The 12,547-nt window shown below is 65.5% G+C and carries 7 protein-coding genes; 5 read left to right on the top strand and 2 right to left on the bottom strand.

Annotated elements, in window-relative coordinates; genetic code table 11:
* The first annotated feature begins 688 nt into the window (after positions 1-688).
* From ABZ719_RS36050 to ABZ719_RS36060, 3 genes are all read left to right on the top strand, one after another.
* Positions 689-3,661, top strand: a complete 2,973-nt coding sequence (locus ABZ719_RS36050) for a helicase-related protein (protein ID WP_366729397.1) — start codon at positions 689-691, stop codon at positions 3,659-3,661.
* Complete coding sequence (locus ABZ719_RS36055) at positions 3,658-6,408, top strand: DUF1156 domain-containing protein (RefSeq protein WP_366729398.1); 2,751 nt, start codon at positions 3,658-3,660, stop codon at positions 6,406-6,408. The genes ABZ719_RS36050 and ABZ719_RS36055 overlap by 4 nt, the downstream gene beginning before the upstream one ends.
* A 61-nt stretch (positions 6,409-6,469) precedes the next feature.
* Positions 6,470-9,469, top strand: a complete 3,000-nt coding sequence (locus ABZ719_RS36060) for a DUF499 domain-containing protein (protein WP_366729399.1) — start codon at positions 6,470-6,472, stop codon at positions 9,467-9,469.
* Between the two features lie 495 nt (positions 9,470-9,964).
* Here the strand turns inward: ABZ719_RS36060 and ABZ719_RS36065 are convergent, their stop codons facing one another.
* On the bottom strand, positions 9,965-10,924 hold the full coding sequence (locus tag ABZ719_RS36065) for a hypothetical protein (RefSeq protein WP_366729400.1): 960 nt from the start codon (positions 10,922-10,924) through the stop codon (positions 9,965-9,967).
* Between the two features lie 313 nt (positions 10,925-11,237).
* On the opposite strand from ABZ719_RS36065, the gene ABZ719_RS36070 reads away from it, so the two are divergent.
* A complete protein-coding gene (locus tag ABZ719_RS36070) occupies positions 11,238-11,525 on the top strand; it encodes a hypothetical protein (protein WP_366729401.1) in 288 nt (95 codons plus the stop codon).
* Positions 11,526-11,624: 99 nt separating this feature from the next.
* Here the strand turns inward: ABZ719_RS36070 and ABZ719_RS36075 are convergent, their stop codons facing one another.
* Positions 11,625-11,813, bottom strand: a complete 189-nt coding sequence (locus ABZ719_RS36075) for a hypothetical protein (RefSeq protein WP_366729402.1) — start codon at positions 11,811-11,813, stop codon at positions 11,625-11,627.
* A gap of 193 nt (positions 11,814-12,006) precedes the next feature.
* On the opposite strand from ABZ719_RS36075, the gene ABZ719_RS36080 reads away from it, so the two are divergent.
* Complete coding sequence (locus tag ABZ719_RS36080; protein ID WP_366729403.1) at positions 12,007-12,396, top strand: hypothetical protein; 390 nt, start codon at positions 12,007-12,009, stop codon at positions 12,394-12,396.
* Positions 12,397-12,547: the final 151 nt, after the last annotated feature.

Raw genomic sequence — 12,547 nt, forward strand, 5'->3', positions numbered from 1 at the left:
CCAGTACCGGCCAGGCACCCTCGACGGTTTCATAGTGGGCACCGGCCTGGCTCTCGACGAACCGGCGTCACCCTGACAAGCCGAAGTCAGTAACGGTCGTCACATCGCCGTACGTCGTCCACCGTCCGGATGGGAGGCACCCAGCAGGGTGTGGAGGAGGCTCGTCCAGTCCTTGCGGGCGCCGCTGAGCTGCTTGGCCAGGTCCGGCGAGGTTCATCGATCTGAGCCGGCGGCGGCCCCTGCACTCCCTTCGTGCTCTTCATATTGGAAGTAGCAGCGGGATACAGTAATTTGACATCCCATTAGTAAGTCGCAGGTGGGGGAACCGCGGCTGGCCGAGGGGGAGGGACCAGGGCATGGCTTATCCACGTGCGGTGGGTTGGCTCCTGGCCAGTCTCGGCTGGGTTCCGGCGAGTCTTGAGGCTGACGCATAAGCATGCAGGCCCCAGGCACGTTTGAGCGTGGTCAGAGAGTAAGGGTCCAGGCCGCTGGCGTACCGGAGTTCGCCACGGTCAGGTTCGCCCTGCCCGGAGATCAACCGGGGTCATGGGACCTCATCCTGGTCGACGACGAAGACCGTCGTCACGAAGTGAATCTGGCAGCTGGAGACACGGAGACCGTGCGGCCTCTCGTCAGCGACGGGAAGGCTGACTCCGCACGTGTGCTGGCGGCCATGTGGACACAGTGGATGAACGCCGCGGCGACCAACGCCGAGTCCAGCGCGATGGCAGCCACACCGCTGAAGCCGTACGCGCACCAGACGACGGCCGTCTACGGAGCGATGCTTCCCCAGCCCCTGCTGCGTTTCCTCCTAGCCGACGAGCCGGGTACCGGAAAAACGATCATGGCCGGTCTGTACCTGCGTGAGATGCAGAGGCTCGGCCTGACCAAGCGTGCGATCATCGTGTGCCCGGCGAACCTCGCCACGAAGTGGGTGGACGACTTCCAGCGGCTGCTGGGGGGCGGTCTGCGCCAGTTAACCTCAGCCACGGTGCGTGAGGACGCCTTGAACTCCAACGACCTGTGGGTGGTGTCGCTTGAGTTAGCAGCGGTGAATCCCGCGGTACAGGACGCCATCCGTCCGGACAAAGCTGGCTGGGATTTGGTCGTCTTCGACGAGGCGCACCGGCTGACTCCGACTGCCGCCGGATTCCACCAGGTCGGACGGCTGCTGGCCAAGAACACACCGCGGGCGTTGCTGATGACGGCAACGCCCCACCGAGGCAAGGAGTGGCTCTTCCGGCACCTGCTGCACCTGGTCGACCCGGGGATCTACCCGGATCCGGGCAGCGACCCTAACGTCGAGCTCAGTGCCCTGCGCCCTGGCCCCATCCACTTCTTGCGGCGGATGAAGGAGGACTTGGTCGACTACGACGGCACGACCCGGTTGTTCAAGGGCCGCACGGCGCACAACCACAGCGTCCCGCTGTCGCAGACCGAGTACGGCTTCTACAAGGCCGCCCTGGAAATGGTCGACCGGTTCTTCCCTCCGGTGGCGCAGCCGCTTGCCCGCATGGTCTACGGCAAGCGAGCAGCCTCCAGCCTCTACGCTCTGGCCCAGACGTTGCGCCGGCGGCATGAACACATGGGGGCGATGAGCGAGGCTGAGGCGGCGCTCATCGCCGACCGTGAGGACCACGGTGACGAGGCCGAGGTCGACGAGGCCAAGGTGATCCATACGGTCTCGGCTTCTACGCGGGCGGAGCGAACTGCGATCAACAGCCTCGTGCAGCAGATCGAGGCAACGCTCAACGACTCCCGCTGGCAGCCGTCTAAGTGGAAGCGGCTCACCAACGACTGCCTGGCACCCCACGGGATTCACCCCGGAAGCGGTGATCAGGCCGTGGTCTTCACCGAGTATGCCGACTCTGCCGAGTGGATCGCCCGGCAGCTCCAGGACCAGGGATACAGCGCCCAGCTCTACTCCGGCCGCCAGAGCAAGACCGAACGTGACGAGGCGCGCAAGGCATTCATGCGCGGCGAGTTCCAGATCATCGTCACCACCGATGCCGGCAACGAGGGCATCGACTTGCAGGCCGCGCACGTGCTCGTGAACTACGACATCCCGTGGTCCTTGGTCCGCCTCGAACAGCGGATGGGCCGCATCCACCGTGTGGGTCAGCAGCGCGACGTCTACCTCTACAACCTGGTCGCCACCGACACCCGGGAAGGCGTGACCTTGCTGCGCCTCCTGGACAACTTCGTCACGGCCGCGAACGAACTGCGCGGCCAGATGTTCGATAGCCTGTCGGTGGTCGCCGAAATGACCGGCGTTGACTATGACAAGTGGCTGTCGGACCTCTACGGCAACGACGAGCTGAAGAAACAGCAGGCCATCGACGCCGTCCAGGCAGTCCAGGCCCAGGAACTCATCCGGGCGGCCCGGAAGGTACGGGACAACGAGCGACGCCTCGCCAGCCAGGTGGACGCAGTGGCCGCGCTGACGCTGCTCCAGCGTGACCTGTTCGCACGCATCAACCCTGCCATTGTCGAGGCATACCTAGACCGGCTCGCAGCGGCCGGTGTGCTGAAGTCCACGCCCACCGCGGCCGGGCCCGGGTTCCGGCGGCTCTCCCGGAGCGGCAAGGCAAGATTTCCGGCCACGTTGGGCGGAGGGAACGAGGTTCACGTCGCCACCAGCGGGGACGTGGTGCGCGAAGCCTCGGAGAGCATCGATGTCGGCGACACCGTCACCCTCGGCCCCGGTGAGCCCGGCTTCAGCGACCTGATTGACATAGCCAAGCACACCCTGGCCGAGGACCTCTACCAGTCCGGCGCCGCGGCAGATCCCACCAGCCTCACCCCGTACGACCTGTACGCGTACGAGGCCACGATGACCGAGAGCAACGGCAAGCGCGCCAGCGTATGGGCCACCTTGATCAAGGTTGACGACAGCGGCACCGCCCGCCCGGTGAGGTGGGAGTCCCTGGCCAACCTCGTGCCCACCGACCAGAACGGCAGTGCACCGCATCCGGCCAGGGAAGGACACGCGCTCACAGATGCCCGCCGAGTGGCTGCCGCGACCGTAGCAGAGCACCGGAAGGTGCGCGCCGACTGGTTCGCTCAAGCCCGCCGTGACCTGACCAACCTGCCACTGAGCCTCACCGACCGCATCGATGATCGCGCTGCCCGGCTGGAGCTGAGGCACCGGCTTCAGGCCCAGACCGCTCAGCGCCTCGAAGAGCTCGAGCGGCTCGCAGACGTGCAGCTGACCGAACCGAAGCAGGTGGGTCGGATCCGGGTCTTGGCCACTGCCGACATCAGCGTTCAGGCCGAGATCGACGCCGAACTGGTCTCCATGCGACGCGTGCAGCAACTCCTTGAGGATGACGGCTGGACAGTGGCCGATGTCCATACCGAGGGCCGCGGTTACGACCTGGAGGCCCGCCGGCACAGCCAGGTCCGCCACGTCGAGGTCAAGGGCGTGCTCGGCAGCGCGGCCAGCGACGGCATCCGGATGACCGGCAACGAAGTCCTCATCGCTACCCAGCACCGCAAGGAGTACTGGCTGTACGTCATCGACCAGTGTGCCGACGGCAAGGGCCGATTCTTCGGCGCCTATCAGGACCCCGCCACCCTCTTCGCGAACGTCATGACCGGGAACGCGGTGTTCCGCGTCCCGGGCAGCAGTCTCAAGAACGCCCCCGGGAGCAACGCATGACCCGCATGATCGAACGCTGGTTCCCCTGTGCCGAGGTTTCGGTGAACAGTTCAGCGGGGTGGGGAAGCGGTGCGACCGAGATCGGGCTGTTTCCGTGGTTCGCAAAGCGTCCTGTCGCACAGGCCAAGGCAGCGGTGCTCTGCTCGCTGCTGCCCTGGCCAGAGGATCAGGCCGAGCAACAGCGTCTTCAGGAGCTGGTGCACACTGCCATGTCCGGGCGCTACGCCGCCTGGCAGATACTCCACGACGAGATCCTCAAGGCGAACCCTGAGGGCGCATCGGTCCTGGACCCGTTCAGTGGGCGCGGAATGATCCCTCTCGAGGCGGGGCGGCTTGGGCTTGAAGCCCACGGTGTCGACTACAGCCCGGTCGCGGTGCTGGCCAGCTCGCTCCTCACCGACTTCCCCTTCCGGGACTGGTCTCAGGAGCCGAGCCTGCCGTTCGCCGAGGAGAGCGACGCTCTCTACGACGACCGGCCGCGGCTGCTTATTGACGTTCGCGCCACTCTCGATGAGGTGGGACGCCGGTGGACGGCAGCCATGGCGGACTACTACCCCGAGGTCAACGGCAAACGACCGTGGGGGTACCTGTGGGCCATCGCCATACCGTGCCAGGAGTGCGGCAACCGGTTCCCTCTGGTCGGCTCGTACGAGCTGCGACGGCCGAGTCAAAAACGTGGCCGCAAGGGCGCCCCGCCTGTCAATGATCCCGGCCAGTCGTTCTACATCGAAGCCGACCCGGCTGCTGGTACCTGCGCACCGGTGGTGCACGAGGGACCTCCAAGGCGTACCCCAACGCTGACACGCGCTCGTACGGCTGAGGGTCGGACGCTACCGGGGAAGTCGGCGATCTGTCCGTTCTGCAGTCATGTACACCCACTCGATGTGCATCGCAGACTCACCGACGAGAGGCGTGCCACGGACATGCTCCTAGTGGTGGCCGACCACTCGGACGACTTCGGCAAGGAGTATCGGGAGCCCACCGAGGCGGAGCTCGAGGCTGTCGCCGCAACGCCGGCCGCACTACGTGAGCTGTCCGACCCGAGCCCCTTTCTGAGTGCAGTACCCGACGAACGGATCGCACCGGGCAACAACAACATCATCGGGCCGTCCATCTACGGGGCGCGCACCTACGGCGACTTCATGTGTGATCGGCAGACCCTGGCCTTCGTCATGCTCACCCAGACCATTGCTGAGGTGGCCGACGAACTCATGTACAAGGCGGGGGTGAGCGCTGACTACGCACGGGCGCTGAGCGGATACGCCGGGTCAGTCGTTGCGCGGAAGCTTCGACGCGCTACCCGCGGGTGCACGATCGACATCAGTCGCGCAGGGGTCCATGACATATACGCCAATCAAGGGTCAATTACCTTCTCTCAGGACTTCTTCGAAGTGGGAATCGGCACTGGGCCGGGCTCTTGGGCGTCTCTGTGCAAGAGCAGCATGTCGACGCTTTCGAATCTGATGGCTGATATCCAGGGGACGTCGGTCAGCGTGACTCGGGGGTCGGCTACCTCGATGAATCTGCGGGACGCGTGCATCACTGCTGTGGTCACCGACCCGCCGTACGACGAGATGCTCGCGTACGCCGACTCCTCCGATCTGATCTACGCATGGCTGAAGCGAGCCCTGCACAACACTTGGCCCGAACTCGTCATCACTTCCGACGAACACGGCTGCCAGGAGAAGTCGGAAGAGATCATCGTCAAGCGGGTCCGGGGGGAGGCGCCCAACGAGCACCGAACTCGCGAGCATTACGACACGAAGATCGCCGAGGCATTCAGTGAGATGCGTCGCGTGGTCCGCGACGACGGACTGGTGACTATCGTGTTCGGCTCCGGAGACCCGGAGGTCTGGCAGCGCCTGCTCACGGCCATCGAGAAGGCTGGCCTGGTGATGACGGGCTCCTGGCCCGCGAACACCGAGGCGAGCAACCACCAGGGCAAGGCGAACATCGAGACCACCCTGACCATGTCGTGCCGCCCCATGGCGCCCGGACGATCCCCCGGGCGAAAGGGCGCGGTCGAGGCCGAGATCAAGGCCGAGATCAAACGGCGTTACCCGGACTGGGAGCGGTGGGGCTTGGCGCCGGCGGACATGCTGATGGCCGCTGCCGGACCCGCCATGGAGGTCGTCGGCCGTTACAGCGAGATCCTCGACGCCAAGGGCGAACCCGTCGACATCTACACGTTTCTTCCGCTGGCGCGAGCTGCAGTCCAGGAGGCCATGGCCGTCGAGATCAACCACCAGCCGCTGGAGACCTTTGACGCTCGAACGCGGTTCGCGTTGTGGTGGATCACGCTCTACAACCGCCAGATCAGGGCGAAGTCCGAACTGCGCTGGCAGGCTCTGGCTTCCTCGCTCGACCTGGCGGCGATACGCGACCTGGTTCCTGATGCCGACAAGGGTGTGCGGTTCATCGCCTCCCGGGACTACAAGGGCAAGATCGACGGAGATTCGACCGTGATCGACATTGCCCTCGCGCTCGCAGCTGCCTCGGAGGAGGGCCTACAGGCCATGGGGCAGGTACTGGCGGCTGCAGAGCACGCGGCCGACGACACCTTCCTGTGGGCCGCCGTCCAGTTCCTCGCAGACCGGCTTCCCGACAACGACCCAGACTCCGTCCGCTTCACCCGCGTGTTGCGCAACCGGCCCGGCGTGGTCAGTGCCGCTGAGGCCGTTGCTGCGAGCGACTACGAAAAGGGCCAGCCCCAACTGACCGACGACGTCCAGTTGCGGCTCATGTGATGACGACCAACCCCACCCTCACCTCCGTGATCCTCGTATTCACCAGCCCAGGAGAGCAGCCATGACGACCAGCGTGACGCCGTGGTGGAAGGCGCTCAAGCTCCGCCAAGAGATCCGCAGTGCCTCCGGGCAAATCGATGACGTACAGATGTCGCTGTTCCGGGCCGTTCACGCCACGGGAGCGGACCGGCCGCCCTATGCCGACGCCGACTACTACGGTGACATCACGCATCCGACCGAGCGACTCATCGACCTGCTCAGCGAAATTGCAGTCCGCATCGGTGGTGGCAACGACTACTTGAAAGCCCGAGCAGTCACTCGACTCGACCAGGGCATGGGCGGCGGTAAGTCGCACGCGTGCATCGGCGCCTACCATCTGGCCGCCAACCCAGGGGCGCTACTGCGAACCGAGCTCGGTCAGAAGGTGACCGAGCGCGCGAGGGCCAGGATCGGCCACCCTCTTACCGGCGACCTCGGACGTCCGCATGTCGTCGTGCTGCCCTGCGACAACATGACCCCGGGGGCCGGGGTACAGGAGCTCGACGGGCCTGCGGTCAACCTCTATGAGCGTTTCCTGTGGCGTCTGTTCTCCAAGGACTACACCCTCTTCGAGCGCTACCGGCGGTTCTGGAGCGACAAGCACAAGATCGCTGAGGCCATCAGCGCGGTGAACCGACCCGTTCTGATCATCATCGACGAGGTGCTCGACTACATCGGCAACGGGCTCGATGGCGCGAACCAGACCGACCTGGCAGCCCAGGACATGGCGTTCCTGCGGGCACTGCTCGATGCCGTCAACGATGTCCCCCACGTCTCGATGCTGGTCGTGATGATCGCCTCCGACATCGACAAGACTGCGCTCTCGCCCGCCGCTCAGGCCCGCCGCGACGACCTGAACAGTCAGCTCGACCGCAACGGCCTGCCGACCACCGTGACAGGCGTGGGTGACTTCGCCGACATCCTCCGCCGCCGGCTGTTCGACGCCGAACCCGCCGGTGAGGTGCTCGCCGCGACTGCCGCGCTCTACAAGGACGTGCTGACGGACAAGACCTGGAGCAAGCAGGTCTGGGACCCGATCGGAGCCGGGTGGCGTCGCAACTGGCCCACGCAGATGACAGCTTGCTACCCGTTCCACCCCATGCTGATGAGCCTGGCGCAGGAAGAGTGGAGCAAGGTCGCCGGCTTCCAGCGAGTCCGGTCCACGATCCGCATCTTCGCCGCCACGGTCTATGCCCTGCAGCAGCGCGGCAAGGCAGGTGAGTGGGTGCCGGCACTCATAGGGCCCGGAGACCTGCCACTGTCGGACAGCACCGTCCGGGAGGCGCTCCTGGGCAGCGGCCTGGTGGAAGACGACCGCACCATCGCGAACTACCGGAGCCTGGCCGAGATCGAAGTTATCAACCACGATGGCTCGTCGGGCGCAGCGCGCCGCCAGGACCTTGAACGCCCATCCAGCACTTGGGCCCCGAACAACCCACGCGCGGCTGAACGTGCGGCCACCTTTATCTTTCTGGCGAGTGTTGTCGGCACCCTGCGCCCGGGGCGGGGCCGCGGAGCCAGTGCTCCTGAGGTCAAGGCGGCCACCAGCGTGCCGGAGACCACGTACACCGTCACCGACGCCGACGGCGTCGTCGATGAGCTGGTCAACCCCAACCGAGGGATGAGCGCTCTCGACATCACTCCCGGCCAGGGCAACAACAAGCCGGCCCGTTACTTCCTCTCCACCCGGCTCACTCACCGCATGCTGGTCAAGAACATCCGGCGCACCATCACCGAAGCCGAGCGTGATCAGGTCATCGCCGCCATCTCGAAGCGACTGGCCAGCAACGGCCCCTTCCGCGAAGTGCAGTTCGTCTCGGCGGACCCGCAACGCAGTCCTGCCGACGTCCTTGCCACTGCAGGCTTGGACACCGCCTACACCACCCGGCTCATCGTGCTGGACCCCGCGCAGTACAGCCTGCGCAACGGCATGGAGAAGCCGACCCTTGAGGCTCTCACCGTCGCCATGGGGCTCGGGCAAGGTGCCCAGCAGCTCCCCGTCCAGTGGGCCAGCAGTGCGGTATACGCCGTGGTGAACACCCAGCAGCGAGCCCTGGCACGCAACCTGGCGGTGGAGTATCTAGCGAGGCAGAAGGCTCTACAGGCTCCCGAGATTCAGAACGACGACGAGCTCAAGACCATCGGCGCCAAGGAGCTCGCCGAGGCCAAGACTCAGTTGGAGAGGGCACTCAAGCGGGCGTACCAGCATGTCGCCTACCTCGCCCAGCCCGATCCGGACGGGGAGCGGTACCTCGACCAGCTCACGTTCGACAAGGACAACATCACCGCCCTCGACGGCATGCTCGTCTGGAAGGGCCTCGCTGCTCGGGACAAGGTTTTCGACACTGGCCAGTTCAGCGCCAAGGCTCTCCTGCACAACCTTCGCGACCACGACTACGGCAAGACCCTCTCCGACATCCGAGCCGCCTTCTACAGCGCCCCACGATTGCCGCTGCTGTACGGCGGTGACCGCGACCTTCAGCAGGCGATCTACGATGCTGTCAGCCAGGGCCTGCTGAGCATCGTCGACGGAGCGGGCACCGAGGTGGAGGTCACAGCACCAGGGCAGGTCAACCTCGCGAGCACGGGCCTGCGCCTCGCCAAGCCACAACCCAAGACGTGCGCCGACTGCGACCAGCCGGCTCACGAAGGTCCATGCTTCGTGAGCGCCGACGACACCGTCGACAATGGCTCACCGCGCAAGCCCGGCAGCTCAGGGGTCGACACACCAAGCGTGCCCCGGCAGCGGGAGACCGACAGGCCGAGTCCGGACCAATCTCCGAAAACGGAACAGGTTAGGGACCGGCAGGTCGCCTTCTCGTTCACCAAGAACCTCCTGGCCAACGCCGACAGCGCCGACGGCTTCGCCGCACTCTTCCGGGCGTTCTACATGGCCCTGGACGAACGGCAGATCAGCTATCTGCAGGGAACACTCCAGTTGGTGATACAGGCCGATGAGGCTGAACAAATCCAGCAGCGCCTAGAAGAACTTGGCATAAACGGGACGTTTAAGGAGATCTAACGGGATAGTCAGCATTCCGGTGATGGCGAGTCCCCGGTTGTGTGGATAGGTAGTCATCCGTCGGGGCAGTGTGCGGCACCGGGTGAACGGTCTGGAGCAGTATCTGGAGGTGCTGGCTGGGGCGGACGCGCTCTGCGGCTGTCGCGTGACAGACGGCCTCGAAGCCGGCGGCCATAGGGTCGGCCTCGGGTGGCTTCGGTCGTCTGGGCGGCGGCCCCGTCCAGCGCCTCATGCCCGCATCCGACTGAGACGGAAGATCGCGGAAGCCCAGGTCGGCGATGCGGCGGATCCGAGATTCGAACTGGTGAGAGGTTGCCCTCAACATGCTTTCCAAATGTTCGTCTGGGGATCCGGCGGGGTCCGTAGGCGTCCTGACCTGCGGCGGAGTGTTCGGTCCAGACCCGTCCGAACAGTCTCGGACGGAGGTGAATGAGACCAGGACTGAGACCAACCTGCCCGGCTGTCGGTGATCACTGCGAGACGATGGGAGCCAGGTCAGGTGAGTGAGGAATCCCGGCTTTGGAGCGCTTGCCCCGCGATGGCGGCGATGCGTCCGACATCCTCTCGCAGCCGGGCAAGCTCCATGGTCTGTTGCCGTCCTGCCACGATCTCGGACAGGGCGGCGATGACGGTTTCCTGGTGGTCGCTGGTGCCCAGCACATGGGCGGCACGGCAGAGCAGAACGGCATCCACGTTGACCGAGTGGCTCGACTGCGGTGCGGACGGGGTGGTCGGCTCAGGGGCCGGCCTGGTCTTGAGACGGGGTGCGGATGGTGCCGGAGCGGGCGCGGGCTCGGCCGGCGGCGGGGGTTCGGGCGCAACGGTGTCGGGGCTGCCGAGTACCGTGACCACCGGCTTTCGGTAGCAGACGCCTCTGCCCGCCTTGGTCGTATAGACGACGAGCTCCATGGTGAGGTCGCAGGCAGCTGGGCCGTCGACACGTTCCAGCGCGTCCAGCAGATCGGATAGCTGTGCGGTCATCTGCCACGAGGTCGTCATGAAGTGGAACGGGCCCAGCGCAGGTGCCGCTGCGATCCGGAAGGTGATGTCGATGGACGGCGTCGGGCCGCGGCCATTTTTGGCTTCCAGCTTCCTGTTCTCAAGCAGCGGAGGACAGCCGCAGGGCTGGCCCTTCTTCTCCTTCGGCGACAGGAACTCCACGCCGTCGCACTCGTGGATGATGCCCTTACTGCCCCAGAGGACCATACGAGCCGCCACCGCGTCAGGCCCATCCAGCAGAATGCGTACGCTCTCGCGGCCCGTCAGCACTTCGTAGGCAAGACCGCTTCCTCCCCCTTCGTTCGGTTGAGGTTCGCCACCCAGGAAGCTGGCGACACGGGCGGCCACATCGGCATCGTCTGTGGTGACACGCCAGGCGTCCAGGGCCTGGGGGTGCCCCTCGGACAAACGCCCCATATGGAAGCGTCCAGCTCGGGCGGCTGAGCTCTGCGTCATTCGCTACCTTAGGTGGAGGGGACGACAGCTGATCTTCGCCGCGTACCAATGCCGCGGTGCACGCGACGTGTCACGAAACCGGCTACAGGGCGGCGCTCCCCCATTGTGTCCAGCCGACAGCTTCGTTCAGATGGTTCCAGCCAAAGGGGCATTGCTTTCGCTGGCAGCCGGCGGCTGCAGACACAGCTGGCGCGACTCGGCGGATGGTCCCGTCAAAGCTCGGGTTCGAGGCGTTTCCGGCCCTCTCCAGGACCGCCCGGCCTAGGGTGATCTTCAGGCATGAGCCCGTGACCACAGCGCGGAGGAGCCGATTATGAGCACGGCCCCGAATCCGCCGCTCCCGCCGCGCAGACCTGAGGAGTCCCATCCTCGGTCCCATCCGCTACGGACGATCCGGGAGATCCGGGAGCCCCTGCCCGGGCATCAGCTTGGGCACTTCGACGCCGAGCTGGCCGACACCGACATCGATGCCTTGCCCGACATGCTTCACCGCTGGGCGATCCTGGGCAGCGACGGATTCCTTGAGCGGCTTACGGCGGCCCCCTTCGAGGGTCTGGAGTTCGGCCAGCGGTCATACGACGATGCGGCGGACGGCGAGTGATCTATCTGCTCGACACCAACGTGGTCGCCGAGATCACCACCCGGCCGAAGCCCGCCCGGCCGTCGTCGCCTGGGCTCGCTCGGTTCCGGCTCCTGCCCTCTACTTGACCGTCATTACGATCGCGGAGATCGAGGCGGGCGTCGGGGGACACAGGATCCGGTGCGGCGTGCCGCATTCGAGCATGCGCTCATGAACATCCGTGATCAGTACCGCGACCGGATCGCCGCCGTTGGAGAGTGTGGCCTCGGACGGGGGTGCGATCCGTACCGCAGTGCTTGGTTCCAGCATGCCGCCAGCGGCTGTAGCCACGACGCCAGAGGAGGCCGCAGCGAAATCGGCAGAGCCGCCATCCACCAGGAGATGGCGGTGGTGGTGGCCTGGCAGACCCAGCGTGTAGCAGTCTGGTTGCCCAGGTCTGCGTACCGCATTGTTGCGAGGTGCAGAGGGTCTGAACGTCAGTGGCGGGTACTACAGTCCCGCCATGGACTCAGAGGTAGGGACGTACATACGGCTTCACTCGATGATCAAGGCAGCGCTTGATGCTGTACCACTTGATCAGGCAGCCGTCTCCGGCGGTGCTCTCCAGGAGGCTTTCATCCGCCAACGCGAAGCAGTCCGGCGGCGGTTGCCGGATGCTTACAAGGAGGAGTTTGAAGAGCAGTTCGGCAGTGTCCAACTTGATCCTGTGCCAGGTCCATACGCGCTCATGCAAGGCGCTGGCGTCTCTCACCAGGCTAGAACTCTGCTGGCTGAGCTGGCCGGCTGGGTAGACGGTCTGGTCCAAGAGGCGAAGTACAAGGCCGAAACAGCGCATCTCGCCAGAGAAGGCGAGCGGGCCGGGTACGAGCGTCCATTCCACACGGAAGCGTAGAAGTACGGTGTGGACCGAGCTGCTCAGCGGCTTCATCGGGGCTTTCTTGGGAGCAATACTGACTTCGGCTTGTCAGGGTGACGCCGGTTCGTCGAGAGCCAGGCCGGTGCCCACTATGAAACCGTCGAGGGTGCCTGGCCGGTACTGGAGG

Origin of the sequence: Streptomyces sp. NPDC006743 (genome assembly GCF_040703815.1) — a bacterium.
Classification (GTDB): Bacteria; Actinomycetota; Actinomycetes; order Streptomycetales; family Streptomycetaceae; genus Streptomyces.